Annotated in this window: 24 protein-coding genes and 1 other RNA gene; 11 read left to right on the forward strand and 14 right to left on the reverse strand. The window is 64.7% G+C overall.

Features of this window, described 5'->3' with window-relative positions; all coding sequences use genetic code 11:
* The first annotated feature begins 154 nt into the window (after nucleotides 1-154).
* Both JN302_RS11840 and JN302_RS11845 read left to right on the forward strand, forming a co-directional pair.
* Nucleotides 155-2671, forward strand: coding sequence for a heavy metal translocating P-type ATPase (locus tag JN302_RS11840; RefSeq protein WP_202332979.1), 2517 nt, complete (start codon nucleotides 155-157; stop codon nucleotides 2669-2671).
* Nucleotides 2672-2861: 190 nt separating this feature from the next.
* Nucleotides 2862-4289: an aldehyde dehydrogenase family protein gene (locus JN302_RS11845; protein WP_202332980.1), complete on the forward strand. Its 1428-nt coding sequence runs from the start codon at nucleotides 2862-2864 to the stop codon at nucleotides 4287-4289.
* Between the two features lie 25 nt (nucleotides 4290-4314).
* Here JN302_RS11845 and JN302_RS11850 read toward each other — a convergent pair whose 3' ends face one another.
* The 7 genes from JN302_RS11850 to JN302_RS11880 form a co-directional block, all read right to left on the reverse strand.
* Complete coding sequence (locus JN302_RS11850) at nucleotides 4315-5247, reverse strand: ketopantoate reductase family protein (RefSeq protein ID WP_202332981.1); 933 nt, start codon at nucleotides 5245-5247, stop codon at nucleotides 4315-4317.
* The gene (locus JN302_RS11855; RefSeq protein WP_202312323.1) at nucleotides 5244-6566 is read right to left on the reverse strand and encodes a TRAP transporter large permease; all 1323 of its coding nucleotides are present in this window, start codon (nucleotides 6564-6566) and stop codon (nucleotides 5244-5246) included. Before JN302_RS11855 ends, JN302_RS11850 begins: the two co-directional genes overlap by 4 nt.
* Nucleotides 6567-6572: 6 nt before the next feature.
* Nucleotides 6573-7145: a TRAP transporter small permease gene (locus tag JN302_RS11860; protein ID WP_244846298.1), complete on the reverse strand. Its 573-nt coding sequence runs from the start codon at nucleotides 7143-7145 to the stop codon at nucleotides 6573-6575.
* Nucleotides 7142-8188: a TRAP transporter substrate-binding protein gene (locus tag JN302_RS11865; RefSeq protein ID WP_202312324.1), complete on the reverse strand. Its 1047-nt coding sequence runs from the start codon at nucleotides 8186-8188 to the stop codon at nucleotides 7142-7144. The genes JN302_RS11860 and JN302_RS11865 overlap by 4 nt, the downstream gene beginning before the upstream one ends.
* A gap of 103 nt (nucleotides 8189-8291) precedes the next feature.
* Complete coding sequence (locus JN302_RS11870; protein WP_202312325.1) at nucleotides 8292-9038, reverse strand: SDR family NAD(P)-dependent oxidoreductase; 747 nt, start codon at nucleotides 9036-9038, stop codon at nucleotides 8292-8294.
* Between the two features lie 110 nt (nucleotides 9039-9148).
* Nucleotides 9149-10864, reverse strand: coding sequence for a thiamine pyrophosphate-requiring protein (locus JN302_RS11875; protein WP_202332982.1), 1716 nt, complete (start codon nucleotides 10862-10864; stop codon nucleotides 9149-9151).
* Nucleotides 10865-10881: 17 nt separating this feature from the next.
* Entirely contained in the window at nucleotides 10882-11370 is a 489-nt protein-coding gene (locus JN302_RS11880; protein ID WP_202312327.1) for a MarR family winged helix-turn-helix transcriptional regulator, read from the reverse strand.
* Between the two features lie 150 nt (nucleotides 11371-11520).
* On the opposite strand from JN302_RS11880, the gene JN302_RS11885 reads away from it, so the two are divergent.
* From JN302_RS11885 to JN302_RS11895, 3 genes are all read left to right on the forward strand, one after another.
* The gene (locus tag JN302_RS11885; RefSeq protein ID WP_202332983.1) at nucleotides 11521-12498 is read left to right on the forward strand and encodes a helix-turn-helix domain-containing protein; all 978 of its coding nucleotides are present in this window, start codon (nucleotides 11521-11523) and stop codon (nucleotides 12496-12498) included.
* A 90-nt stretch (nucleotides 12499-12588) separates the two neighbouring features.
* Entirely contained in the window at nucleotides 12589-13995 is a 1407-nt protein-coding gene (locus tag JN302_RS11890) for an aldehyde dehydrogenase family protein (protein WP_202332984.1), read from the forward strand.
* Nucleotides 13996-14020: 25 nt separating this feature from the next.
* A complete protein-coding gene (locus tag JN302_RS11895) occupies nucleotides 14021-15616 on the forward strand; it encodes a GMC family oxidoreductase (RefSeq protein ID WP_202332985.1) in 1596 nt (531 codons plus the stop codon).
* A gap of 74 nt (nucleotides 15617-15690) precedes the next feature.
* Here the strand turns inward: JN302_RS11895 and JN302_RS11900 are convergent, their stop codons facing one another.
* From JN302_RS11900 to ssrS, 4 genes are all read right to left on the reverse strand, one after another.
* The gene (locus tag JN302_RS11900; protein ID WP_202332986.1) at nucleotides 15691-16446 is read right to left on the reverse strand and encodes a TerC family protein; all 756 of its coding nucleotides are present in this window, start codon (nucleotides 16444-16446) and stop codon (nucleotides 15691-15693) included.
* Nucleotides 16447-16581: 135 nt separating this feature from the next.
* Nucleotides 16582-17406 (reverse strand): TIGR00282 family metallophosphoesterase, encoded by an 825-nt coding sequence (locus JN302_RS11905; protein ID WP_202332987.1) that lies wholly within the window; start codon nucleotides 17404-17406, stop codon nucleotides 16582-16584.
* 65 nt (nucleotides 17407-17471) lie between these two features.
* Complete coding sequence (locus JN302_RS11910) at nucleotides 17472-18059, reverse strand: 5-formyltetrahydrofolate cyclo-ligase (RefSeq protein ID WP_202332988.1); 588 nt, start codon at nucleotides 18057-18059, stop codon at nucleotides 17472-17474.
* 177 nt (nucleotides 18060-18236) lie between these two features.
* A non-coding RNA gene (gene ssrS, locus JN302_RS11915) (6S RNA) lies at nucleotides 18237-18394 on the reverse strand.
* Between the two features lie 168 nt (nucleotides 18395-18562).
* On the opposite strand from ssrS, the gene JN302_RS11920 reads away from it, so the two are divergent.
* The 5 genes from JN302_RS11920 to JN302_RS11940 all read left to right on the forward strand — a co-directional run bounded on the left by JN302_RS11920 (nucleotide 18563) and on the right by JN302_RS11940 (nucleotide 22653).
* Entirely contained in the window at nucleotides 18563-19405 is an 843-nt protein-coding gene (locus JN302_RS11920) for an AAA family ATPase (RefSeq protein WP_202312342.1), read from the forward strand.
* A 218-nt stretch (nucleotides 19406-19623) separates the two neighbouring features.
* Entirely contained in the window at nucleotides 19624-20073 is a 450-nt protein-coding gene (locus JN302_RS11925) for a GNAT family N-acetyltransferase (RefSeq protein ID WP_202332989.1), read from the forward strand.
* A gap of 3 nt (nucleotides 20074-20076) precedes the next feature.
* Nucleotides 20077-21267 (forward strand): vWA domain-containing protein, encoded by a 1191-nt coding sequence (locus JN302_RS11930; RefSeq protein WP_202332990.1) that lies wholly within the window; start codon nucleotides 20077-20079, stop codon nucleotides 21265-21267.
* 91 nt (nucleotides 21268-21358) lie between these two features.
* On the forward strand, nucleotides 21359-21760 hold the full coding sequence (gene msrB, locus JN302_RS11935; RefSeq protein ID WP_202312348.1) for a peptide-methionine (R)-S-oxide reductase MsrB: 402 nt from the start codon (nucleotides 21359-21361) through the stop codon (nucleotides 21758-21760).
* A gap of 239 nt (nucleotides 21761-21999) precedes the next feature.
* On the forward strand, nucleotides 22000-22653 hold the full coding sequence (locus tag JN302_RS11940; RefSeq protein ID WP_244743243.1) for an outer membrane protein: 654 nt from the start codon (nucleotides 22000-22002) through the stop codon (nucleotides 22651-22653).
* Nucleotides 22654-22929: 276 nt separating this feature from the next.
* Here JN302_RS11940 and JN302_RS11945 read toward each other — a convergent pair whose 3' ends face one another.
* Nucleotides 22930-23271 carry a hypothetical protein gene (locus JN302_RS11945; RefSeq protein ID WP_202312350.1) on the reverse strand — a complete coding sequence of 114 codons (342 nt, stop codon included), beginning with the start codon at nucleotides 23269-23271 and terminating at the stop codon, nucleotides 22930-22932.
* 279 nt (nucleotides 23272-23550) lie between these two features.
* Nucleotides 23551-24285: a DUF6065 family protein gene (locus JN302_RS11950; protein WP_202332991.1), complete on the reverse strand. Its 735-nt coding sequence runs from the start codon at nucleotides 24283-24285 to the stop codon at nucleotides 23551-23553.
* A gap of 15 nt (nucleotides 24286-24300) precedes the next feature.
* On the opposite strand from JN302_RS11950, the gene JN302_RS11955 reads away from it, so the two are divergent.
* Nucleotides 24301-24471, forward strand: a complete 171-nt coding sequence (locus JN302_RS11955) for a hypothetical protein (protein WP_202332992.1) — start codon at nucleotides 24301-24303, stop codon at nucleotides 24469-24471.
* On the opposite strand, the gene JN302_RS11960 is transcribed toward JN302_RS11955, so the two are convergent.
* Nucleotides 24455-25471, reverse strand: coding sequence for an autotransporter family protein (locus tag JN302_RS11960; protein WP_342215940.1), 1017 nt, complete (start codon nucleotides 25469-25471; stop codon nucleotides 24455-24457). The two genes, JN302_RS11955 and JN302_RS11960, sit on opposite strands and share 17 nt — an antisense overlap.
* Nucleotides 25472-25690 lie beyond the last annotated feature (219 nt).

Here is a 25690-nt window from a genome sequence, read left to right on the forward strand (position 1 = left end):
CGGGAATGATGTGGTTGTATCTGCGGAGTTATTCCCGTGCAAGCTGTTCTTGTGATGCCACGTGGCACCAGCGCTTTCGTTTCAACCCTTGACCTTCCAGTTGCCGGAAGCCCTATCTCCAGGCTGAACAGAAGAACCGAGCAGGGACCAAACCATGCCCGATCATGAGAAACATGCCCATCACGATCATGCGGACCATGCCCGTCACGGCCACGGCGCCGGCCAGGCGGCGGACGTCGGGCAGATCGTCCGCGACCCGGTTTGCGGCATGACGGTCGATCCGGCCGCCGGCAAGCCGACAGTCACCCATGGCGGGCATATCTATCATTTCTGCAGCGCATCCTGCCGCGAGAAGTTCGTGAAGGAACCGGACGCCTATCTGCAGGCGACCGACCCGGTCTGCGGCATGAAGGTGGATCGCGCCGGCGCGCGTTACTTCCTGCGCCACGAGGGCAAGGGCCAGTATTTCTGCTCGCCGTCCTGCCAGGGAAAGTTCGAGGCCGATCCGCAGAAATATAGCGGCGAACGCTCTGCACCCGCAACCATGCCGAAGGGCACGCAATATACCTGCCCGATGCATCCCGAGATCATCCGGGACAAGCCCGGAGCCTGCCCGATCTGCGGCATGGCACTGGAGCCGATGGGCGTGCCAAGCGGGGACGAGGGCCCGAACCCCGAACTGGTCGACTTCACCCGTCGTTTCCGGGTGAGCGCGGTCCTTTCCATTCCGCTGCTCGTCATCGCCATGGGGCCTATGTTCGGCCTGCCGGTCCGCGACTGGATCGGCGAGCGCGTGGCGGCATGGATCGAACTCGTCCTGGCCACGCCGGTCGTGTTGTGGGCCGCCACGCCGTTCTTCCGGCGCGGCTGGGATTCCATCCTCAACCGCAGCCCGAATATGTGGACGCTCATCTCGCTCGGCGTCGGCGCAGCCTATGTCTACAGCGTGGTCGCGACTATTTTTCCCGACATCTTCCCGCATTCCTTCCGTGGTCATGGCGGCTCGGTGCCGGTCTATTTCGAGGCGGCCGCGGTCATCGTGGCGCTGGTCTTCCTGGGCCAGGTGCTGGAACTGAGGGCGCGCGAGCGCACCGGCTCGGCGATCCGAGCGCTCCTCGATCTCGCGCCGAAGACGGCGCGCCTGATCGCCGCCGACGGTTCGGAGGCCGACGTTCCGCTCGATGCCGTGAAGCAAGGAGACAGGCTGCGCGTGCGGCCCGGCGACGGCATTCCCGTCGACGGCGTCGTCGCGGAGGGACGGTCCTCGGTCGACGAATCCATGATCACGGGCGAGCCGTTGCCGGTCGAGAAGAGTGTCGGCGACAAGGTCACGGGCGGCACGCTCAACAAGAACGGCACGCTGGTCATGACCGCCGAGCGTGTCGGCGCCGAGACGATGCTGTCGCAGATCGTCGAGATGGTCGCCAGGGCGCAACGCAGCCGCGCGCCCATCCAGGGACTGGCCGACCGGGTGTCCTTCTATTTCGTGCCGACCGTGGTGCTCATTGCGATCGTCTCATTCCTCGTCTGGGCGCTCGCCGGGCCGGAGCCGAGCATGATCTTCGCCATCGTCTCGGCTGTCTCGGTGCTCATCATCGCCTGCCCTTGCGCGCTCGGCCTCGCCACGCCCATGTCGATCATGACCGCGACCGGGCGCGGCGCGCAGGCCGGCGTTCTCATCAAGGATGCCGAAGCGCTGGAGCGTTTCGCCAAGGTCGACACGCTGATCGTGGACAAGACCGGTACCTTGACCGAAGGCAGGCCGAAACTGACCGATGTCGTCGCTCTCGAAGGCATCGACGAGGCCGGTCTGCTGGCCTTGGCCGCATCGCTCGAAAAGGGCTCGGAACACCCGCTGGCCGAGGCGATCGTGGAAGGCGCGAAGGAGCGTGGCGTTGCGCTCGCCGATGCCGAAGGCTTCGAGGCCGTCACCGGCAAGGGTGTCTCCGGCACGATTTCAGGCCGCTCCGTCGCGCTCGGCAACCGGGCGATGATGGAGGAACTGGGTCTCGACGCGAAGCAGGCCGCCGCCCGCGCCGACGAGTTGCGCGCCGAAGGCAGGACCGCGATGTTCGTCGCCGTCGACGGCAGGCTTGCAGGCATCGTTGCTGTTGCCGACCCGGTCAAGCCTACGACGGCCGAGGCGATCCGCGTGCTGCATGAAACCGGACTGCGCATCATCATGGCGACCGGCGACAACGAGAAGACGGCGCGCGCCGTCGCGCAGAAGCTAGGCATCGACGAGATCCGCGCCGACATGCTGCCGGAGGGCAAGAAGGCGCTGATCGAAGAGCTGCACGCCAGGGGCGCGAAGGTGGCCATGGCCGGCGACGGCGTCAACGATGCGCCGGCTCTCGCCGTCGCCGAAGTGGGCATCGCCATGGGCACCGGCGCCGATGTCGCCGTGGAGAGCGCCGGCATCACCCTTGTGAAGGGCGACCTCAACGGCATCGTCCGGGCTCGCAGGCTGGCCGAGGCGACCATCGGTAACATCAAGCAGAACCTGTTCTTCGCCTTCGCCTACAATGCGCTCGGTGTGCCCGTGGCGGCTGGAGTGCTCTATCCGCTGACGGGCATGCTGCTGTCGCCGATGATCGCGGCGGCCGCGATGAGCCTGTCCTCGGTCTCCGTCGTCGGCAACGCTCTGCGGCTGAGGGCGCTGAAGCTTTAGCCGCGCCGGATCGTCGCATGGCCTATGAAAAGCTGTCTGCCGGACGGCCGTCTCGACGCATCGCCATTTGCCCTTGTGACAAGCGCCGCTTTTTCGATGCAGCGTGGCGCTTGTCCGGCTTTCGATCGAAATCATTGCGGGTCATAGTTCCCGCCGGAACCAGAAGACCTCGCCCGCGGGAGGAAACGGCATGAACAATCACCTGAACTTCTACATCGACGGAAAGTGGGTCGCGCCGGTAGTGCCGGCGAAGCTCCCGGTGATCGATCCGTCGAATGAGGAAGCCTATACGGAGATCTCGATCGGCTCGAAGGCCGATGTCGACAAGGCCGTGGCGGCGGCACGCGCGGCTTTCGACAGCTTTTCCCGCACGTCGCATGCCGAGCGCCTCGCTCTGCTGAAGCGCATGCTCGCCGCCTACAACGATCGCTACGAGGACATCGCCCAGGCCGTGTCGCAGGAGATGGGCGCGCCGATCGGCTGGGCACGCGGCGCCCAGGCCTGGGCCGGCCAGGCCCATTTCGAAGCGACGATCAAGGCCTTCGAGACCTACGAATTCAGCCACCAGCGCGGCTCGACCATGGTCGTCAAGGAACCGATCGGCGTCTGTGCGCTGATCACGCCCTGGAACTGGCCGCTCAACCAGATCGTCTGCAAGGTGGCGCCGGCAATCGCCGCCGGCTGCACGGTGGTGCTCAAGCCGAGCGAGATCGCGCCGATCAGCGGCATCATCTTCGCCGAGGCCATGGACGCGGCCGGCGTGCCCAGGGGCGTGTTCAACCTGGTCAACGGCACCGGTCCCGATGTCGGCCAGGTAATGGCCGGCCACCCGGATGTCGACATGGTCTCCTTCACCGGCTCGACCCGGGCGGGCATCATCGTCGCCAAGACGGCGGCCGACAAGGTGAAGCGGGTCGCGCAGGAACTCGGCGGCAAGTCCGCCAACATCATCCTGCCCGACGCCGAGTTCGCCACCGCCGTCACCAAGGGCGTCGAAGGCTGCTTCGGCAACAGCGGCCAGTCCTGCGACGCGCCGACCCGGATGCTGGTGCCGGCCGCCCGCCATGACGAGGCCCTGGCGATCGCCAAGGTGGCCGCCGAAGCGCACAAGGTCGGCAACCCCCATGGCGAAGGCACGGTGCTCGGGCCGGTCGTCAGCCAGATCCAATATGACAAGATCCAGCGTTTGATCGAGGCTGGGATTTCCGAAGGCGCCACGCTGGTGACCGGCGGCCCCGGCCGGCCGGAAGGTCTGAACCGGGGCTACTATGTCAGGCCGACCGTGTTCGGCCATGTCTCGCCAGACATGACGATCGCCCGCGAGGAGATTTTCGGTCCGGTGCTGTCGGTGATCTCATACAAGGACGAGGAAGACGCGGTCCGTATCGCCAACGACACGGTCTATGGACTTGCTGCCTATGTGCAGTCCCGGGATATCGGCCACGCGCGCGACGTCGCCAGCCGCCTGCGCGCCGGCCAGGTGTCCATCAACTATCCCGACTGGGACACTTTCGCGCCTTTTGGTGGCTACAAACAGTCGGGCAACGGCCGCGAATATGCCGACTGGGGCATCCACGACTTTATCGAGATCAAGGGCATCGTGGGTTACGGGGTCTAGCTGCCCGACGCCTTCCCGCGCGAGACTATGCGCGCCCTTCCGTCGCCAGAAGCACCAGGGTGCGCAGCGCCTCGGTGGCGGGAACGGGAATGCCGAGCACGCCTGCCTGCCGCACCACGGCGCCGGCAATCGCGTCGATCTCGGTTCTCCGTCCCGCGAGCACGTCCTGCAGCATGGACGGCTTGTGGTCGAGATGCGTGTCGAGCGCATGGTCGACGAGGTCGTGAACGGCTTTGGCGTCCGCTGGTATGCCGGCTGCATTGGCCACGATCACCACTTCGCCGGCAATCCTGTGGGCAAGCTTGCGTGCCTCCGGAAGGCGGCCGATCTGGCCGACCGTGGCATGCGTGACCGCGGCGATGGAGTTGAGCGCGGCGTTGAACGCGACCTTCTCCCAGATGGCGACCTGGACCGTGTCGTCGGTGAGGCAGTCGAGCCCCCCGGCGAGGAAGGCCGCCGCGATCGTACCGAGTTGAGGCGCATCGGAGCCGTCGCTCGTCCAGAAGCGTATCTTGCCGTCGCCATGCGAGCCGACATGGCCGGGGCCGATCATGTCGGCGGGATAGGACGTCATGCCGATCAAGACGCGGGACGCCTCGGCGAAGCCGAGCAGGATCTCTTTATTGCCGAGCCCGTTCTGAAGGCTGAGCAGCACGGTCTCCGGTCCGATCAGATGCATGGCGCCGGTGAGTGCGCTACGCGTGTGCATCGTCTTGGTGAATACCAGCAGCACGTCGAACTGATCGTGCACCGCATCGGGCGTGGCGGCGGGAAGCCATGCGATCTCGGTGCCCGCATCCGTGTCGACGCGCAGCCCGTTCGCCGTGACGGCGTCGATATGCTGCCGGTTCACGTCGATCAGCGTGACCGCGGCGCCGCCGGATTTCAGGCGGGCGCCGAAGAACGATCCCATGGCGCCGGCGCCCAGGACCGCGATGCGAAGCGGTTCGGCGGTCATTGCAGCAGCTTCGGAAGGAACAGCGTGATTGCGGGAAAGGCGACGAGCAGGGCGATGCGGAATACTTCGGCGCCGAAGAACGGCATCACGCCCTTGAAGGTCTGCCGCATCGGCACGTCGGGCGCCTGCGCGTTGATTATGAAGACGTTGAGCCCGATCGGCGGCGTGATCAGTCCGAGCTCGACGACGATCAGTATGACGATGCCGAACCAGATCTTGAGGTCACCGGGATCGAGGCCGTAGTCCAGCCCGGCCACGACCGGCCAGAAGAAGGGCACAGTCAGGATCACCATGGACAGGCTGTCCATCAGACAGCCAAGGATCAGATAGAGTATGATGACGAGGATCAATATGGCCATCGGCGACAGGCCGCTGCCCTGCAGCAGCTCGGCGGCGGCCTGCGGGACGCCGGCGCGGGCCATGAAGATCTTGAGCAACTCGGCGCCAAGCAGGATCAGGAAGATCATGCCGCTCGTTCGTGCCGTCTCGAGCAACGCGTCGCCCATGCCCGCGAGGGTCAGCCGGCGCATGACGAGGCCATAGGCGGTGACCAGGAACACGCCGATTGCCGCGGCTGCGGTCGGATTGTAGATACCGGCATAGATGCCGCCGATGACGATGCCGAATACGACGGCGACCGGGATCACCGCGAGCGTTGCGGCAAGCAGTTCGTCCCGCGTCACGGCTTTCCCTTCCGGGCCCGAACCCGGCACCAGCCGCACATAGATCGCCACCGTCAGCATGAACAGCAGCGTCGCCAGTATGCCGGGGATCAGGGCGGCGGCGAACATCGTCACGACATTCGCCTCGACTATGATGGCATAGACGATGAGCACCACCGAGGGCGGTATCAGGATGCCGAGCGTGCCTCCCGCGGCGATCGTGCCGGTGGCGAGCGCGGGGGAGTAATTGTAGCGCTTGAGTTCCGGCAGGGCGACCTGGCCCATCGTCGAGGCCGTCGCCGTGGACGAACCGCACACCGCGCCGAAGCCGCCGCAGGCCGCGACCGCCGCCATGGCGACGCCGCCACGGAAGCGGCCGAGCCAGGCATTGGCGCCGCGAAAGAGGTCGCGCGACAGGCCGCAGCGCGAGGCGAGGCCGCCCATCAGGATGAACATCGGCAGGACGGAGAGATCGTAGTTCGAGAACTGCGAATAAGCGAGGTCCTTGAGCTGGTTCATCAGCACGGTCGGACCGGATTGCAGGATGATCCCGACAAAGCCCACAAGGATCATCGTGTAGGCGATCGGTACCCTGACGGCGATCAGGGCCAGGAGGCAAATGAGGCCGGCAATGCCGATGGCGAAGGCGTCGAACATCGGGGCCTACTCGTTGGGAACGGGGTTGGACGGCCGGCCGGAACGGATGCCCCGCCAGCCTTCAAGCAGCGTGATGAGCGCGGCGGCGGCGAGCAGCGCCAGCGACACCAGGATGGGCGGAAAAGCGGTCCACAAGGGCAGCTTCAGCACGGGCGTCACTTCGGGAAAGCGCAGATAGCTGAAGAAGCCCAGATACATCTGCCGCAGCATCAGCAGCGAGAAGGCGAGCGCGAACAGCGACGAGAAGGCGGCCATGGCCGACTTGCCGCGCTCGCTCATCCCTTCGGTGAAGATGTCGACGGTGACGTTCGAGCCGGTCAGTTGGCAGTAGGGCAGGAACATGAAGATGGCTATGGCGATGAAATGCTTCACCAACTCGTGGTCGGGCGAGAACGGCCTGGCGAAGAAGATGTTGGAGAGCGCCGAAAGCGCCGTCATCACCGAGAGGGCCAGGGTGATCACCCCGCCGAGCAGCGCCCAGATACGGATGGTGGCCGCGAGCAGAGCGATCCATGGCGCCCGGTCGGCAGGTGGAGGGGGCTCGTTGCCCCCTCCCGCAGGATGAACCGTGGCGCTCACGACTTGCGGGCCGCGATCGCCTTCTTCGCCGCGTCGGCGAGTGCCGCCGCATCGAAGCCGCCGCTGGCGTGCTCGGCAACCCAGCGGTCGACCACCGGTGCCAGCACCTGATTGAAGGCGTCCATTTCGGTCTCGGTCAGGACGATGTGCTCATTGCCGGCATCGACGGCCATCTTGATCCCGAAATCGTCGGAGGCGCGCCAGATACTGGCGACTTCCTTCACCCATTCCTCGCCGCTGTGCTTGTCGAAGACCGCCTTGAGATCGTCGGGCAGGGCATCCCAGCGCGCCTTGTTCATCGACACCTGGAAGGTGGTAGTGCCGAAACGCGTCATGTCAGGGCCTTCGATCTGGTATTTGGTCGACTCCTGCAGTTGCAGCGCGGGAATGATCTCCCATGGGATGAGGGCCCCGTCGACGGCGTTTGTGCTCAGCGCCTGCGGCAGGTCCGGCACCGGCATCGTGACCGGTGTCGCGCCCATGGCCTCGACCACGGCGTTTCCGGTCGGACCGGGCACACGGATCTTCTTGCCCTTGACGTCGTCGGGCGAGCGGACCGGAATGTTGGCCATGTGGAATGCCTGGCCGGCGTGGACGTGCATGAAAAGCACATGGACATCCTGGTACTCGGGCGCGAGCTGGCTTTCGAAGAGATCGCGCATGGCCAGGTTGGTGGCCGTGATGTCGTTGGTGAAGATGGTGGGGAGCTCGAAGATCTCCGAGCGCGGAAAGAGACCGGGCGTATAGCCGTTGACCGTCCACACGATGTCGACAACGCCGTCGACCACCTGGCGGAAGAGCTGGGGCGGCGATCCGCCGAGGGACATGGAGGGATAGAGCTCGATCTTGACGCGCCCGCCAGCGTCCTTCTCGATCGCCTCGGCCCAGGGCTGCAGCATCTTGGTGTGCGCGGGCGCCTTGGGGCCCAGGAAGTGATGCAGCTTCAACGTGACTTCAGGCGTCTGGGCGAAGGCACTGCGCATAAGGGCAGGCGCGGCGACCACCGCGCCGGCGGCCTTCAGGAACTGTCTGCGTTTCAACATGGTCTTTCTCCTCCTGCGATCCCTGCCGTGCCGTGTCTGGTCCGGCGGCGGCCATATTTTCTGCTCTCGGCTTCCCTGGCCGAGGTATCCCTGTCGCCAGAGATTAGACGCTCATGCCTCCGTCGACCATCAGCATTGTGCCGGTCGTGAAGCTGCTCATGTCGGATGCGAGATAAAGGACGGACATTGCGACCTCCTCCGCCGTGCCGTGGCGGCCGAGCGGGATGATCTCGTCGAAGAACTGTGTTCCGTCGCGGCCGATGATCCTGCCGAGATCGTCCTCGACCGATTTCTGGAAGGAATTGTCGATCGGACCGGGATGGATGCTGTTCACCCTGATGCCGCGCGGCGCCAGTTCCTTCGCCAGGCAACGCATGATGCCGATCTGGGCGTGCTTGGCGGTGATGTAGCCATAAACGCCTGGGTCGCCGCGCGTGCCAGCGACGCTCGAGGTGATCACGATCGAGCCGCCGTTCCTGATATGCGGCACCGCATGTTTCGCTGCGAGGAATGTGCCCTTCACATGGACGGCCTGGACAGCGTCGAACACCTCCTCCGGGTAGGCCTCGATCGGCGCCACCGTGCCGAAATTGCCGGCGTTGCAGAACAGGACGTCGATCGCGCCGAAGCGCGTTACCGCGGCGGCCACATAGCGCTCGGCATCGGCAGCCTTGCTGACGTCGGCCTCGACCGTCACGACACGATCCCGTTCTTTTTCGAAGCCGGCCGGTGCCGCGATATCGACGAGCACGACATTGGCGCCATGCTCGAGGAACAGCCGGGCGGTGGCGCGGCCGATGCTGCCGCCTCCGCCGGTTATGATGCAGTTCTTGCCTTCCAGCAGCTTCACGCGCGGCTCTCCTCCCCGTCGGCCTGCCTTGAAACTAGTTTGCAATCAAACATCTTTCGAGCAGTCGCACAAGAGGCTGATCGGATCCCCTGCGCTGCCCGGTTCCAGCGTCAGAAATGCGGCAGCCACACGTCCAGAACGGCCGCGCGTTTGCAGCTGCGCACGACTTCGAAAGCCTCGGCGACGGCGCTTTCGAGCTCTTCGATCTTCTCGACCCTGCGCGCGAAGGCGCCGCCCGAGGCAGCCGCGATTGACGAATAGTCCGGCGGCGGATCGAAGGCGATGTCGAGATCGTTGGCGCGGCTGGCATAGCCGTCCGGATGTACGGCGAGAGCGGAGAAGCGCGGCGCCTTCCAGCCGCGATTGTTGAACACCACCTGCAGGAACGGCGTTTCGTATTTGCCCGCCATCCAATGGACCGAGGACGGCACCGAGAACATGTAGGAGCCGTCGCCCGTCATGGCCACGATCGTCTTGTCGGGCGCGGCCAGCTTGGCGCCGATCGCGGCCCCGCCGTTCCAGCCCAGCGAGCCGCCGCCGCTGGTGAAGATCGATCCCGGCCGCGTCATCGCCAGGTGATTGAAGATCACGGGATAGTTGGTGATGCCTTCGTTGAGCACGATGGTGTCGTCGTCGACATGCCGGCGCACGCAGGCAGTCACATATTCCGGCGTGATCAGCCCGGCGGATGCCCTCTCCAGGGCTTCCAGGCCGCGCCGCCGCTTGTCGCTTTCGCCGGCATGGTGACGCCTGCGGCGCGCCACCGCTTCCGCATCGATGGCCCTCGCGCTGAGCGCCGCATTGAGCTGGGCGAGCGCTGTCGCGCCGTCGCCGCGCATCACCTGCCGAGCGGGGATGTACCAGAGCGGCATGTTCTCCTTCAGCGGGTCGACGTCGATGTGGAAGATGGCCGCATCGTCGTCGGGGCGGCTGACCGTCGGTATCCAGGGAACGTCGCTGTCGATGACCAGGATGCAGTCGGCCTCCGCGAGAGCGGCGTTCTGGCGCGGCTCATTCCATTGATTGCCGCGATAGAGCGGATGGTCATGGGGGAAGTTCATGGCGTTGGGAACGGATTCCAGCACGCCGACGCCGAGCGCCTCGCAGAACCGGACGAGTTCGCCGACGGCCAGCGGATTGCGTCCGAGATAGGAGGTCACCACCAACGGGCGGTCCGCTGCTTCGAAGGCGCCGAGCAGGCGCTCGACCGCGGCCTGCGTCAGGGCGACGGGTTCGACCGCCGGCCACTCGGCCATGTCGATCGCCACGGCTTCGGAAAGCTCCTCCTCCATCACCTCGCGCGCGCCCATAAGATAGACCGGCCCCTTGGGCGCGCTGTTGGCGAATTGCAGGGCGCGATGCACCATCTGCTTGATGTTCTTGCCCGTACGCAACTCGTTGTCGTATTTCATGTAGCCGCGCACGATGCCGCGCTGGTCCGGTACATCCTGGATCCACTGGATGAACTCGTTGCGGCTGCCGCGCATCTCGCCCCCCTGGGTGAAGGGCGAGGAACCGGCGAAGACGAGCATCGGCACGCGGCCCTTGGCGGCATTGTGGACGGCGCCGGCCAGGGCCTGAGTGCCGCATTCGACATGGACGACGACGGCTTGGGGGATGCCGCTGACCTGCGCGAAGCCGTGTGCCGCGCTCATGCCCACCATCTCGTTCGGGCATGTGATGACGGCCGGTATCTCGCGGCCCTTGGCACGCGCCTCGGCGATCGCCTCGAACAAGGCGGGGTGGTCGCTGCCGAAATTGGCGAAGATATAGGTAACGCCCGCCTCGGTGAGCGCTTCGAGAAAGGCCGTGCTTGCGGTGTACATGGAAACACTCCCGCCGATCAGTCGAGCAGCGCCGAAATGCGCTTGAGCAGGCGGATCAGCTCTTCCTTCTTGTCGCCGACGATCTCGTCCAGGGTGCGGTCATGGGCCGCCGCGTGCTCGGCAAGCATGGCGAGCTTGTCCTTGCCGAGCCGGGTGAGCGACAGCGTGTAGCTGCGCTTGTCGTTCTCCACCGTCTCCCGCGCGATCAGCTTCAGGCGCAGGAGGTCGCGCAGCACCGGCGTCAGGGTCGACTTGTCGCGGCCGCTCGCCTTGCTGAGCGCCATCGGCGTGATGCCGGGATTATCATGGATGAGGCTCAATACCGCGAACCAGCCCGGCCGCAGTTCGGCGTCGCCGGTGTGGCGCTTGAAGGCCTTGAACGATGCGTTCTGGGCGAGCCGCAGGTTGAAGCCGATATAGGAGTCCAGCTTGCCGAGCTTCACCGGCTCGACCTTCTCGGCCGCCGCCTTGGCGCTCTTCGCCTTTCGGGTCGTCGTCTCGCTCATGATACTCCGGATCGCTGTCTTCGTGCTCGTATTGCGAACACCATAGACAACGCAGCCGAGCGCGGCAAGTTAGTTTTGTCTCAAACTATTTTCGGTTGCGGGTTGATTTCGATGGAACTCGGCGGCTAGTCTTTCCGCGGGAGGACGAGCATGGAGCTGCAGGCGGTCGGCGGGCTGTTCAGGCCCCGGTGGGAGACCCAGCCCCTGGAGGCGTGGGCCAGCCAGTTGCAGGCGGTCTGCGGCAACTATCATCCTGTTCCGGCCGAAGGCCGCAAGGCGATCACCGGGGCGGTCGAAGCGCTTTATGCCGGTGGCATCGATTTTGCCCATGTCACCAAGGACCTTTCAGCGGTCGAGCGCCATACTGCCGATATTCGCAGGGATGACCAGGAACACCTCTTCCTCATCATACAGCTCACAGGGGCCTGCGGCATAGAACAGTCCGGCCGCCAGGCGGTGCTGCAGCAAGGCGACTGCATCCTGGTCGATTCGACCAGGCCGTCGCGCTTCGTCTTTTCCGGCCGGTTTTCGAACCAGATCTCGGTGCACCTGCCATGCCAGACCATGTATGCGCACCGTTCGGTGCGCTTCGAAGTGGCGAGCCGGCTCGACAGGTCGGACCCGATGGCCACCACGCTGCGCTCCCTGGTCGCCAAGATGCTGAGCGGCGATACCGGCGGCTCCAAGGGCGACCATCTGAAGTCGCTGCTTTACGACGCGACCCGGCTCTCCTTTATGGGCGACGACGTCGTCGAACTGATGGCGACCGTTTCCGGCGCCGGCCAGCGTGTCGAACTGGTGCTCGAACTGATCGACCGTCATCTGACGGAGCCCGAGCTGGGGCCGAAATGGCTGGCGCAACGCCTCTCGGTTTCGTTGCGCACCCTGCAGGAGGATTTCCAGTCGACCGGCGCCACCTGTACCGCGATGATCCGCGACAAAAGGCTGAAGCTTGCCGCAGAGTTCCTGGAGCGCGAACGTTCGGCCGGCAAGGGCCGTTCGATCGCCGACATCGCCTTCGCTTGCGGCTTCAACGACATCTCCTATTTCAACCGCTCCTTCCGGGAGAAATTCGGCAGCGCGCCGTCCGGCTATCTGCGAGGGACTAGCGGGCCGGCCGTCCAGTAACGCGCTTTTCTCCAAAGACCGGCGCGCGCGTCTCCAAGACGAACCTGTCCGATCGACCCTAGTCTTCGGCAGAGCTGGAGGAGCCGGGCAATGGAACGATACGATCTCATCATCGACGGCAAACGCGTCGCCGCCGAGCATCATGCCGAGGTGCGCAATCCTTCGAACGGAGAGGTCGTAGGGCTGATGCCGCTCGCTTCATCAGCCCATCTCGACGCCGCGGTGGAGGCGGCCCGAAGGGCTTTCGCGACCTGGAGCATGGCGGGCGACGAGGATCGCAAGGCCGCCTGTCATGCCATCGGCGCCAAAATCGCCGAGCATGCCGAAGAGCTCGCCAGATTGCTGACGCTCGAGCAGGGGAAGCCGCTCAACGGACTGGGCTCGCGCTTCGAACTGGGCGGCGCGCAGGCCTGGACGCATCATACGGCCGATCTCGACCTGCCGATGGAAATCCTGCAGGCCAACAACGAAGGACGCGTTGAGCTCCACCGCAAGGCGATCGGCGTGGTCGGATCGATCACGCCCTGGAACTGGCCGGTCATGATCGCCTGCTGGCACATCATCCCGGCGGTCCGCACCGGCAATACGGTCGTCATCAAGCCGTCGCCCAACACGCCGCTCTCGACCATCCGGCTGGTCGGGCTGATGAACGAGGTGCTGCCGGCCGGCGTGGTCAATGTCGTGACCGGCGAGAATTCGATCGGAGCGGCGATGTCGGCGCATCCCGGCATCTCCAAGATGGTGTTCACGGGCTCGACCGCGACCGGCCGCAAGGTCATGGCCTCGGCCGCCGAGACGTTGAAGCGGCTCACCCTCGAACTCGGCGGCAACGATGCCGGCATCGTGCTGCCCGACGTCGACCCGCAGCAGGTAGCCGAAGGCCTGTTCTGGGGCGCTTTCATCAATGGCGGCCAGACCTGCGCGGCGCTGAAGCGGCTCTATGTCCATGACAGCATCTATGACGAGGTCTGCGACGCGCTGGTCGAATTCGCGCGCAAGATCCCGGTCGGGGACGGGCTCGACGAGGCGAGCATCCTCGGGCCGGTGCAGAACGAGATGCAGTTCCGGAAGGTCTGCGACCTCGTCGAGGATGCCAGGGCCAATGGGGCCAGGATCCTGCTCGGCGGCGAGCCGTCGGCAGGGGCGGGCTATTATTATCCGCCGACCATCGTCGCCGACGTCAGCGACGGCGTCCGCCTCGTCGACGAGGAGCAGTTCGGACCGGTCCTGCCTGTCATCCGCTACGCCGATATCGAGGAGGTCATCGCCCGCGCCAACGACAACCCGAACGGGCTCGGCGGCTCGGTCTGGTCGAAGGACATCGAGGCGGCCAAACGTTACGCGCTGCGGCTCGAATGCGGCTCGGCCTGGGTCAACAAGCACGGCGCCATCCAGCCCAACGCGCCGTTCGGCGGCGTGAAGAACTCCGGCGTCGGCCTGCAATTCGCTGCCGACGGCCTCAAGGAGTACACCACCGCACAGACGCTCTTCTGCTGACGCCGCGGAGCCGGGGGAGGGAACCATGGCGGATTACGACTACATCGTCGTCGGCGGCGGGTCGGCGGGCTGCGTGCTCGCGGCGCGGTTGTCGGAAGAGGTGAGCAGCAAGGTCCTGCTGATCGAGTCGGGCGGCCGCGACACCGACCGCTACATCCATATTCCCGCGACCTTCTTCAAGGTCCTGGAGAAGGGCAGGGACGTCCACCCCTACGCGTCGGAACCCGAGGCAGGGCTCAACGGCCGCCCGTCGATCGTGCCGCAGGGCAATGTGATCGGCGGCGGTTCCTCGCTCAACGCCATGATCTATATCCGCGGCCAGCAGGCAGATTACGACAGCTGGGCACAGATGGGCTGCCGCAACTGGTCCTTCGACAAGGTCCTGCCGGTATTCCGCGCGCTGGAGGCCAACCAGCGGCTGAGCAACGACTATCACGGGGCGGATGGACCGTTGAAAGTGTCCGACAAGCGCTTCGGCCATCCGCTGAGCTGGGCCTTCATCCGCGCCGCCCAGGAGGTGGGGCTGCCCTACAACGAGGATTTCAACGGCGCGACGCAGGCCGGCGTCGGCTTCTACCAGACCACGACCCATGAGGGACAGCGCTGGAGCTCGGCGCGGGCTTTCCTGAGGGACGCCGAGACGCGCGGCAATCTCCATGTGATGACCAATGCCCGTGTCGCGCGCGTGCGGTTCGAGGGACGCAGGGCGATCGGCGTCGAACTCGAAGACGGCCGCACCATCGTTGCGTCGCGTGAGATCGCCTTGACCGCCGGAGCGCTCGCCAGCCCGAAGATCCTCCAGCTGTCCGGCATCGGCGAGGCGGCGCATCTCAGGAGCCACGGCATCGAGGTGGTGGCCGACCTGCCGGGGGTCGGCGAGAACTACCAGGATCACCTGGAATGCACCGTTCAGGGAGAGACGAAGGAGCCGATTTCGATCCTCGGCGAGGACAAGGGTCTCGCCGCCGCGCGCCACATGCTGCAATACATGACGTCGCGCACCGGCCTCCTGACCTCGACGGTCGTCGAATGCGGCGGCTTCGCCGACACCGCGGGGACCGGCCAGCCCGACGTGCAGTTCCATGTGCTTCCGGTGCTGATCGGCTTCGTCGACCGGGCGCCGGAGCCCGGTCACGGCATCAGCATCGGACCGTGCTTCCTGAGGCCGCAGTCGCGCGGCACCGTCAAGCTCAGATCGGCGAACCCGAGGGACACGGCGCTGTTCAAGGCGAACGCGCTGTCGGTGCAGGCCGATGTCGATACGCTGGTGCGCGGCGTCGAGCTTGGCATCAGGATATTGGAGGCGCCGTCATTGGCGCGGCTCGTGAAACGGCGTGTCCTTCCCAAGCCCGGCGTGGAGAAGGATCGCAGCGCCCTGGAGGACTATGTGAGGCAGGTTTCGAAGACGGTGTTCCACCCCTCCGGCACCTGCAGGATGGGGCCGGACGGCGACCCCATGTCCGTGGTCGGCGAGGACCTGAAGGTGCGCGGCGTCGAGGGCCTGAGGGTCTGTGACAATTCCATCATGCCGACGCTGGTCTCGGGCAACACCAATGCGCCTGCCATGATGATCGGCGAGCGCGCCGCCCGCTTCATGACAGGGAAGGACGTCGCCGCCTGAGGCTTCGACCGGTGTCGGTCTTCGTGCCTTGTCTCATGAGACCGCGCATCTTGATGGACGCGTGACGCTCAGCGTCAGTGCGACTCGTCCCGCGCCTTCTTTCTGCGCCGCGCCATCATGTTCAGCCCTTCGACCAGGGCCGAGAAGCCCATGGCGGCGTAGATGTAGCCCTTCGGGACATGGAAGCCGAAGCCGTCGGCGATGAGGGTCATGCCGATCATCAGCAGGAAGCCGAGCGCCAGCATCACGATGGTCGGGTTCTTGGCGATGAAATTGGCGAGCGGCGTGGCGGCCATCAGCATCACCGAGACCGCGACGATGACGGCGACATACATGATGGCGATCTCGTCGGTCATGCCGACCGCCGTGATGATGGAATCGATCGAGAAGACGAGATCGAGCAGCAGGATCTGGAAGATCGCGCCCGCAAGCGTGAGCTGCAGCGTGCCGACCATGGAATCCTTGTGATCCTCGGGGTCGACCGTGTGGTGGATTTCCTTTGTCGCCTTCCAGACGAGGAACAGGCCGCCGGCGATCAGGATGAGGTCGCGCCAGGAGAAGCCGTGGCCGAAGGCGGTGAAGATCGGCGTGGTGAGCTTGACGATGAAGGAAATGGTGGCGAGCAGCAGAAGCCGCATGATCAGCGCTGCGCCGATGCCGAGACGCCGGGCCGGCACCTGCTGCTCGGGCGGCAGCTTGTTGGTCAGGATCGAGATGAAGATCAGGTTGTCGATGCCGAGCACGACTTCCAGCACGACCAGCGTGACCAGCGCCACCCATGCGGTCGGATCGTTGAGCCAGGCGAAATGCGGCACAAGGAATTCGATCATCTCAGTGGGTGCCCGTGGAAAGCCGAATGGAAGGTCCAGCAGAGTTAGGGTTTGTATGAGGCGGCGTCAATCGGCAGAGGTGTTTCTGCCGGCTTGGAATTCGGCCCGATCTTGCCCGAACGCTCGCCTGTTGCGCTAGCGCCAGAAGGACGGCACCGCCTCCTCGAGCCGCGGCCCGAGCCTCAACGGCGCGATCTTCTCGGCGAGCCCGGTCCGATCCGAAATCTCGAGGCCGACGCCGCAGATCGTCGCCGGTCCGCTCGCCGCCTCGAAACGACCCTTGGGCACTTTCGACAGGAAGCGGTTGAGCGGCTCCTCCTTGTCCATGCCGAGGGAGGAATCATAGTCGCCGCACATGCCGGCGTCCGTGATATAGGCCGTGCCGGCATTGAGGATCTGATGGTCGGCGGTCGGCTGATGCGTATGGGTGCCGACGACGAGGCTGGCGCGCCCGTCGACGAAATGCGCGAAGCACATCTTTTCGCTCGTCGCCTCGGCGTGGAAATCGATCACCACCGCGTCGGCCTGCTCGCCCAGCGGGCAGGCCGCCAGCTCGCGTTCGGCGGCCTGGAAAGGGTCGTCGAGGTCGGGCTGCATGAAGATGCGCCCCATGATGTTGGCGACCAGCACGCGCGCCCCGTTCTTCGCGACATAGACGCCCGAGCCCCGGCCCGGCGTACCTTTCGGGAAGTTGGCGGGGCGCAGGAACCGCTCCTCGCGGGGGGCGAAGACCAGCGCCTCGCGCTGGTCCCAGACATGGTTGCCTGTCGTCACCACGTCGGCGCCGGCGGCAAGCGTCTCGCGGAATATCTCCTCGGTGATGCCGAAGCCGCCGGCCGCGTTCTCGCCATTGACGATCACGAAGTCCAGCCGGAAGTCGGAGATCAGATCAGGCAATCTTTCCCAGACCGCGGTGCGTCCGGTACGTCCAACCATGTCGCCGAGAAAGAGAAGTCTCATCAGAAGCCACGTCAGGAGAAAAGGCACGGCTTCGCCGGAAGTCGTGCGAGAGCAAACTATCCCTTCTAGCCAGCCCCGGCAAAGCTGCGCAACCCGCTTTCGGTCAGGATCTCGCCGATAACAACGTCATGAGGCTCGTCCGGCACGTTGGCGACCTCCTGACAGTCGAAGGCTATGCCGATGAGCCGCTGGGCGTGGCCGTTCGCCTGCAGCCGCGCGATCGCCCGGTCGTAATAGCCTGCGCCGTATCCGATCCTGTGGCCGCGCCGGTCGAAAGCGGCGAGCGGTACCAGCATGATCGACGGGTCGAGCATTTCGGCCTCTTCGCCTGGTCCGGACGTGCCGAACCCCATATCGACCAGCCGGCCCTCGCGCGTCAGTTCGCGAAAGACGATCGTCGTCTTGTCGAGAATGGCCGGCAGGGCAAGGCGCGCGCCCTTTTCGCGCAGCGCAAACATCATCGGGCGGACATCGACCTCGGAGCGCATCGGCCAGAAGCCCGATACGATGCTGCCGTGTTCGAACGCGATACGGTCTCGCGCTGCGTCGGCCATGCGCAGCGCCGCCTCGATGCGCCATGACGGGTCGAGCGCGTCGCGCCGGGCAAGCGCCTCCTGACGAAGGGCTCTTTTGAGGGCTCTTGGTTCGGTCATGGCGCAAGTCATAGCCCAGCCGTCATCGGCAAGCCATGAGCGAAACGCCATCTACGGGCTCATTGGAGACGTAGGTTCTGAGGCGGCCGTCCGACCGATCGCGCGAATGTCCGCGCGTGCCTCCCCCAGGGGCGGTTCGTCCTGCCGGCGCAGTGATGGACGGGAGCGAAAGCAAAGCGGCGATCCAGGCGGACCGGTGGAGAAGTCGATCCCGGGAACCTACAAAGTAGGTGGGCGCCATATGAAAGGACCCACGGGCCCAATCAGGGATAGCTCCCTTCGAGATCGATAAGGCCCCGGGGAAATGTTACTCCTGCCGAGAGGCCCAGATCGCCATTGCGCAATATAGTGGAGCCGCTGCCGCTGCGCCAGTTCCATATGGAAGGAATCCCCTGTTCGGCAACCGCGTCGGGCCCCGGGGCACGGGCTGCGGCAACGCCCGGGCTTGCGCGGCCGGCTAACGGTCCGTAGGGTCTGGCCAACTCAACGGCAGGATTTTTCGTATGCGATTTGAAGGTACGTCGGCCTATGTCGCCGACAAGGATCTGATGGTGGCCGTCAATGCCGCGATCGCCCTGGAGCGTCCGCTCCTGGTCAAGGGCGAGCCCGGCACCGGCAAGACGGAACTGGCCAGGCAGGTGGCCGCCGCGCTCGGCCTCGATCTCATCGAATGGCACGTCAAGTCGACGACCAGGGCGCAGCAAGGCCTCTACGAATATGACGCCGTGTCGCGGCTGCGCGATTCCCAGCTCGGCGATGCCAGGTTCAATGACATCCGCAACTACATCAAGCGCGGCAAGCTGTGGGATGCGTTTTCCGCGGACAGGAAGGTCGTGCTCCTGATCGACGAGATCGACAAGGCCGACATCGAGTTCCCGAACGACCTTCTGCAGGAACTCGACAGAAACGAGTTCTTTGTCTACGAGACCGGCGAGACGATCCGCGCGAGCGTCCGGCCGATCGTCATCATCACCTCCAACAACGAGAAGGAATTGCCGGACGCTTTCCTGCGCCGCTGCTTCTTCCACTATATCCGCTTCCCCGATGCCGAGACGCTTCACCGCATCGTCGACGTCCATTATCCGGGGATCAAGCAGAGCCTGGTGCGCGCGGCGCTGACCCAGTTCTACGAGGTGCGCGAGGTTGCCGGGCTGAAGAAGAAGCCGTCGACATCGGAGGCGCTCGACTGGATTCGCCTGCTGGTGGCCGACGACATCCAGCCGGAGGACCTGCGCGCCGACGCCAAGAACGCGTTGCCGCGGTTGCATGGCGCGCTCTTGAAGAACGAGCAGGACGTTCACCTCTTCGAAAGGCTGGCCTTCATGGCGCGGCGGCAGCAGGGCTAAGCAGATTCCGGAAAAGTGTCCCACGGTTTTCCGACAAGAATCTGCGACAAGACAAAGGCCTAAGCAGACCATTCGTTGGGTTGCCAGCGAATGTGTGCTTAGGGAAATTTCGCTCGTGGACTCTTGCTGCGGAGCGGGCGGCATGGAATGCCGGTTCGAACGATACCGCGATCTCGCCGCCGAAGGCGGCAGGCGCGACTGACCGGGAGAGGAAGACCATGTCCGAGATTATCGTCCGTCCGCTCGAGCAGGCCGACCACGAGGCGTGGCGCCGGTTGTGGACCGACTATCTCACCTTCTACGAAACGCGCCTGCCCGAGGAGGTCTACGCCTCGACCTGGCAACGGCTCTTCACGCCGGACGAGTTCGAGCCGAAGGGCCTTCTGGCACTGGCCGACGCCAAGCCCGTCGGGCTGGTGCATTATCTCTTCCACCGCAGTTGCTGGTCCCTCGTCAACAATTGCTACCTGCAGGACCTGTTCGCCGATGCCGCCATTCGGGGCAATGGCGTGGGCGCGGCGCTGATCCAGGCCGTCAAGGACGAGGCGGCCAAGGCCGGCGTGACGAATGTCTACTGGATGACCCACGAAACCAACACGACGGCGCGGCGCCTCTATGACCACGTCGCGCGGCGAACCGGCTTCATCGAATATGACCTGTTGAGCTGACCGATGTTCATCCCGTTCTTCCTCGAGCTCAAGGCCGCCCGCGTCCCGGTATCGCTGCGCGAATATCTGACCTTGCTGGAGGGGATGGAGGCGGATCTCGTCACCTACGACGTCGAGGGTTTCTATTATCTGGCGCGCGCCGCCCTGGTGAAGGACGAGCGCCATATCGATCGCTTCGACCAGGTATTCTCCCATGTGTTCAAGGGCGTCGAGGCCATCTCGGGCGAGGGGGCGATCGATGTCGCGAACATTCCCGAGGAATGGCTGCGCCGTCTCGCCGAGAAGCATCTGAGCGAGGAGGAGAAGCGGCTGGTCGAGGCGCTCGGCGGCTTCGAAAAGCTGATGGAGACGCTGAAGAAGCGGCTGGAGGAGCAGAAGGGCCGTCATCAGGGCGGCTCGAAATGGATCGGCACCGCCGGCACCTCACCCTTCGGCGCCTATGGCTACAATCCCGAAGGCGTGCGCATCGGCCAGCACGAGAGCCGCCACCGTCGCGCCGTGAAGGTCTGGGACAAGCGCGAGTTCAGGAATTTCGACGATTCCGTCGAACTCGGCACGCGCAACATCAAGATCGCCTTGAAGCGCCTGCGCCGCTGGGTCCGCGAGGGCGCGCAGGAGGAACTCGACCTGCCCGGCACGATCCACGCCACCGCCGAGCACGGCTATCTCGACGTGCAGACCCGCCCGGAGCGGCGCAACGCGGTCAAGCTTTTGATGTTCTTCGACGTCGGCGGCTCGATGGACGATCACATCCGGATCGTCCAGGAACTGTTCTCGGCGGCCCGGGCCGAGTTCCGCCAGCTCGAATATTTCTACTTCCACAACTGCCTCTATGAAGGCGTCTGGAAAGACAATCGCCGCCGTCACCAGGAGGTGATCCCGACCTTTGACGTGCTGCACAAATATGGCCACGACTACAAGGTCGTGTTCGTCGGGGACGCGTCGATGAGCCCCTACGAGATCGCCTATGCCGGAGGATCGGTCGAACACTGGAACGCCGAGCCAGGCATCACCTGGCTGCAGCGGGTGCTTGCGCAATGGCCGAATGCGGTCTGGCTCAATCCGGTGCGGGAGAAGCACTGGAGCTACACCCATTCGATCGGCATGATCCGCGACATCTTCGGTCAGCGCATGTATCCCCTGACGCTCGCCGGCCTCGAGGCCGCGACGAAGGAACTGTCCCGCAAGCACTAGGCGCAACGCGCCCTTGGGGCGGATGCGTAGCGCGCATCTTCCGCAACACGCGGTGCGACCCTACATTGGGCAGACCAACCCGGAGATCACGATGGACGAGCACCGCTATCCAGTCACCCGAACCGACGCCGAATGGCGAGCCTTGCTGACGCCGGAACAATATGCCGTCATGCGCCAGCACGGCACGGAGAGGCCTGGAAGCTGCGCGCTGCTTCATGAGAAGCGCGCTGGGACGTTCAAATGCGCCGGCTGCGAGCAGCCGCTGTTCGAATCCAGCCTCAAATTCGAGAGCGGCACCGGCTGGCCGAGCTTCAACGATCCGGTGCCGGGTTCGGTGGAGACCACGGTCGACCGCAGCTACGGCATGGTGCGCACGGAAGTCCATTGCTCGCGCTGCGGCAGCCATCTCGGCCATGTGTTCGAGGATGGCCCGCCGCCGACCCATCTGCGTTATTGCATCAACGGTGTGGCGCTGAACTTCGAGCCGGACTGAGCGCTGCGCGCCGAAAGGCGCAGGTCAGGAGATGGGCCAGGACGTTCCTTGAGGAAAGAGCCAAGTCGCCGTGCTCACATCCGCTGCCCCGTCACCGGGACAAAATCTACTTTAAGTTGAGATTTGATGGCGCGGTTGCTGTTGCGTCAAAGGCACAGTAAGCGGGACGATTTCATAGTATAGATATCTCCATGGGTGGAGCAGTGGGGCCTTGGGGGTTTCGGAACCTGGAGGTCAACGTGCGTTCAAGCTACTTCCTATTCGCGTCGGCGCTGGCGGTTCTTGCCGCCACAGGAGCGAAGGCCGCCGATGCCGTGATCGAGCCGCCGCCGGTCGTCATCGAAACCCCGACATTCACCTGGACGGGACCATATATCGGTCTCCAGGGCGGATATGCCTGGTCCAATGCCCGTTTCTCCGACCCCTTCGTGTCCGTCAAGGACAATTTCGACGGTGGCCTTCTGGGCGGTTACGTCGGCTACCAATGGCAATACGGATCCTTCGTGTTCGGTGGTGAAGCCGATATCAATGCGTTGTGGAACGACCAGACTTTCGACGTCGGCGGACTGGCCGTTGATGTCGGCGCCGACTGGCTGGCTTCGATCCGCGCTCGAGCGGGTTATGCCATCGATCGGGCCTTGATCTTCGGTACCGGCGGTGTTGCCTTTACCGGCGTTTCCGCCGACACGACGATCGGCGGGCTCGATATCAGCGCGAGCGAAACCTATACCGGCTGGACCCTCGGCGGTGGTGTCGACTACGCCTTCACCGACAACTGGATCGGCCGGCTCGAATATCGCTATTACGACTTCGGCGACTCCGATGTCTTCGACAACGGCAACCTGGACATCCAGTACAACACCGTGACGGTCGGCGTCGCCTACAAGTGGTGATATAGAGACCGACGCCGTTGCCTGTCGACGGCTTCGCGCCAACGGCTCGGAGGTCGATAGCGATTTCCGAGCCGCCGATGGAATTGATTTTCTGGAGCAACATCTCGCGCAATGATAGGCGCGGCATCTTGCTCGATGCTTGGCAATGAGATGTAAGGGCACGTTCCTGCTCCAACGTCGACTGTTTCGCAGGTGACCGACGCCTCAAGCGGCATGTTCCCGTAGAATGGGGACTGCCGCTTTATTTTTCGTCACGATCGGTTCCATTCCTGCTCCTCACAGCATCGTTGCAAGGATTACCCAGGCTGCCGCGCCCAACTGCGCGATCCAGGCGATTTTCGGCGTGGTTTTCTCGGCGGTACGCCAAACGGCCAGGAACAGAAACAGATTGTAGGGCAGCGCAAGGAGATGGACGGCGAGCGCGAGCGCGACCGGCACCTTCATCCCAAGGACCATCAGCGCTGCGATCGTGGTTGCCACATTGATTGCGCTGCCGACCACGACCATGTCCCACCAGAACAGCCGCGACATCGTCACCTGCCCGCGCCAGCGCGCGACCAGGAACCCCGGTTCAGGCTCCGTCCTTGCCGGTATCTTTGCGGCCGCACCTTCACCCATGGTCCCGACCTTTTGCGGAGATGCTCGACCGCCGGTGGAGCGAGTTCGACATTCGCACTCCGTCTGATGTGACATGTGCGAGGTCGAATTCGAAGCGCCACATTCGCTTGGGGCCTGTTCCGGAGGATGCGTCAGGACCACTACAGCATCGGCTCGGGAATCGGAATCGATTTTCGGAACGCACGACCCTCCTGGACGTGACCGTCGATCGATGGATGGTTTCGAAGAGAGGCCCGTTGGCGTATGATCTGCCTTCGCCGCGACGCGCCCTCCCCGCAATCATGGCCGCTTGAACGGCCGGAGGCGCAGCCGGCTGCGATGCTCTTCCGGGCCCGCCGCGCCCGATGGATGCACACCTCTGAAATACGCCTTCTGCCATTTGTCCTGAGCGGCTTTCGACGCCGGGTCGGCCAGTGACGAGTTGAAATTGTTCCGGCTCTCTGACCACTGCCTGTATTCGAGATCCAGTTCGGGGTTCTCGGAGAGGTTGCGGATTTCCGGCGTCACCTCCTCGACACCGCCGCGCCTGAGTGGAAAGATCAGGCAGAAGGGTTCGTCGATCTCGAAGTGGACTCTCTGGTTCGAGCGCGTGAACTTCCAGTTCATGGTGAAGGTATAGGGCGCCCAGTCGGTCTCGACGATGCCTGACAGCGCAGCGATCGAGTCTTTGGGCCGATTGAGTGGCCCGGTCACGAACAGATCGACGCCTTGATCTGTCCGGAAAAGGCAAGGGATATGGAATGTGAGGACTCCACTCCCGAAATGACTGATTGCGGGCGGCACGGTTCCGGGTTTTGCTTTGATACGGATCGCGTCGAGGCTATCGCGGCCGTCCCAGACGGCGGAAAATCCCGTGGCGCACAGAATCTCCCAGCCATGCGCATTGGCGATGTTCAGCGGCAGGCAGCGGTAGGCGTAGCGCTGATCGGTATCGTCCATCCATTGGCGCTCTACGGGTGCCGGCCGAATGCGCAGTTCATGTCCGTCGATGACGTAGGCGGTAAGCTGGCTCATGCAATGGAGTCTATCGTGTTGCGTTTCGGCATTGTCGATGCCGAACCCGTTTTCGCCCTGCTGCAGCCGGACGGAAGGTTGATATCATACCAGGCGGCGGCAGCACTGCCGTCCGGCCGCATCGATGACGCCGCCGTCGTGCCGCTGAGATATCGCCTGCGGCGGCCTTCTACCACCTCAGCTTGACGCCGATCTGGCCACCGAAGGCGTTGTGATCGGCGCCGTCCACATCGAAGGCGTAGCTCACGTCGCCGAAGGCGGACAGGTTGTCGTTGATCTGGAAGGCCGCGCCGCCATTCACCTCCAGCCAGGTGCCGCCTGTGTCGATCACCAGCGGAGTCGTGTTGAATGTGACGGTCGGCTCCGCCGAGAAACCATGCCACAGGTTGACACCGAGATGCGCCAGATGCGCCCCAAGGCTGCGTTCGAGGCGCGCACCGACCCGCCCGGTCCAGGCGTCGAACCTGTCATGGATGATCTCGGAGAACCGGTCGCGGCTATCTTCGAAGTCGATGCCCTGCCAGATCAGTTGTGCCTGCGGTTCGATCGCCCACCCATCGGAAATGACGAAGGGCCGACCGGTCTCGATCGAGGCGGCGAAGCTGGTGCCCTCGATGTTGGCGCCGATGCCGCGTCTCGACGTGCTCGCGCCGTTGAGCCAGCCATATTTGACGACGGTATCGACATACCAGCCGCTCGGCGTCGTGCGAGTCCAGTAGCCGGCGATGCTGTCCTCGGACAGATCGAGACTCCCGGCCTGAAGGTTCAGGCCGCCCAATATGTTGCCGCTGATGTCACCGGACGTCTCGGCATGGGTATAGAAGAGTCCGAAGCGATCGACATGGCCATTTTCGTGCTCGATGCCGACGATGTCACTGCCGGCCTGTAGCCCCCAATAGGTGCCATCGAAGGCCGGGGCGAGTTCGTACCCGGCGACGCTCAGCGTCGCATTGGCGCTGAGGTCGCTGTCGGCGCCGAACACCCGGCCCCACACAATGGGCGGCGGACGGACACCGTCATACGGCACGTCGGCGCCCTGCGGCTCGGGAAGCGAATAAAGCAAGGCGCCGTCGCCGATCAGAAGCGATTGGTCGCCACGCCGTTGATGGAACGTGCCGAGAGACAACAGCCCGAGCCGTTGGGCTGCGAGCGGCGCAATCACATGTCCGGGCACCTCCGGACGCACGTTCGGGAGCGGCGGCGGCGCAGGAGGTGGTGGCGGCGGCGCAGGAGGTGGTGGCGGCGGCGCAGGAGGTGGCGGCGGCGGCGCGGGAGGTGGTGGCGGCGGCGCGGGGAGGCGGTGGCGGCGGCGCGGGGAGGTGGTGGCGGCGGCGCGGGGAGGTGGTGGCGGCGGCGCGGGGAGGCGGCGGCGGCGGCGCGGGAGGTGGCGGCGGCGGCGCGGGGG

This window comes from Mesorhizobium sp. L-8-3 (genome assembly GCF_016756615.1).
Taxonomy (GTDB): domain Bacteria; phylum Pseudomonadota; class Alphaproteobacteria; order Rhizobiales; family Rhizobiaceae.

Coding starts and splice junctions, on each gene's coding strand:
- JN302_RS11920 (WP_202312342.1), top strand. CDS start 18,563: ATGCGATTTGAAGGTACGTCGGCCTATGTCGCCGACAAGGATCTGATG.
- JN302_RS11950 (WP_202332991.1), bottom strand. CDS start 24,285: ATGAGCCAGCTTACCGCCTACGTCATCGACGGACATGAACTGCGCATT.
- JN302_RS11885 (WP_202332983.1), top strand. CDS start 11,521: ATGGAGCTGCAGGCGGTCGGCGGGCTGTTCAGGCCCCGGTGGGAGACC.
- JN302_RS11865 (WP_202312324.1), bottom strand. CDS start 8,188: ATGTTGAAACGCAGACAGTTCCTGAAGGCCGCCGGCGCGGTGGTCGCC.
- msrB (WP_202312348.1), top strand. CDS start 21,359: ATGGACGAGCACCGCTATCCAGTCACCCGAACCGACGCCGAATGGCGA.
- JN302_RS11930 (WP_202332990.1), top strand. CDS start 20,077: ATGTTCATCCCGTTCTTCCTCGAGCTCAAGGCCGCCCGCGTCCCGGTA.
- JN302_RS11855 (WP_202312323.1), bottom strand. CDS start 6,566: ATGTTCGACGCCTTCGCCATCGGCATTGCCGGCCTCATTTGCCTCCTG.
- JN302_RS11845 (WP_202332980.1), top strand. CDS start 2,862: ATGAACAATCACCTGAACTTCTACATCGACGGAAAGTGGGTCGCGCCG.
- JN302_RS11925 (WP_202332989.1), top strand. CDS start 19,624: ATGTCCGAGATTATCGTCCGTCCGCTCGAGCAGGCCGACCACGAGGCG.
- JN302_RS11895 (WP_202332985.1), top strand. CDS start 14,021: ATGGCGGATTACGACTACATCGTCGTCGGCGGCGGGTCGGCGGGCTGC.
- JN302_RS11900 (WP_202332986.1), bottom strand. CDS start 16,446: ATGATCGAATTCCTTGTGCCGCATTTCGCCTGGCTCAACGATCCGACC.
- JN302_RS11875 (WP_202332982.1), bottom strand. CDS start 10,864: ATGTACACCGCAAGCACGGCCTTTCTCGAAGCGCTCACCGAGGCGGGC.
- JN302_RS11905 (WP_202332987.1), bottom strand. CDS start 17,406: ATGAGACTTCTCTTTCTCGGCGACATGGTTGGACGTACCGGACGCACC.
- JN302_RS11945 (WP_202312350.1), bottom strand. CDS start 23,271: ATGGGTGAAGGTGCGGCCGCAAAGATACCGGCAAGGACGGAGCCTGAA.
- JN302_RS11850 (WP_202332981.1), bottom strand. CDS start 5,247: ATGACCGCCGAACCGCTTCGCATCGCGGTCCTGGGCGCCGGCGCCATG.
- JN302_RS11880 (WP_202312327.1), bottom strand. CDS start 11,370: ATGAGCGAGACGACGACCCGAAAGGCGAAGAGCGCCAAGGCGGCGGCC.
- JN302_RS11910 (WP_202332988.1), bottom strand. CDS start 18,059: ATGACCGAACCAAGAGCCCTCAAAAGAGCCCTTCGTCAGGAGGCGCTT.
- JN302_RS11890 (WP_202332984.1), top strand. CDS start 12,589: ATGGAACGATACGATCTCATCATCGACGGCAAACGCGTCGCCGCCGAG.
- JN302_RS11840 (WP_202332979.1), top strand. CDS start 155: ATGCCCGATCATGAGAAACATGCCCATCACGATCATGCGGACCATGCC.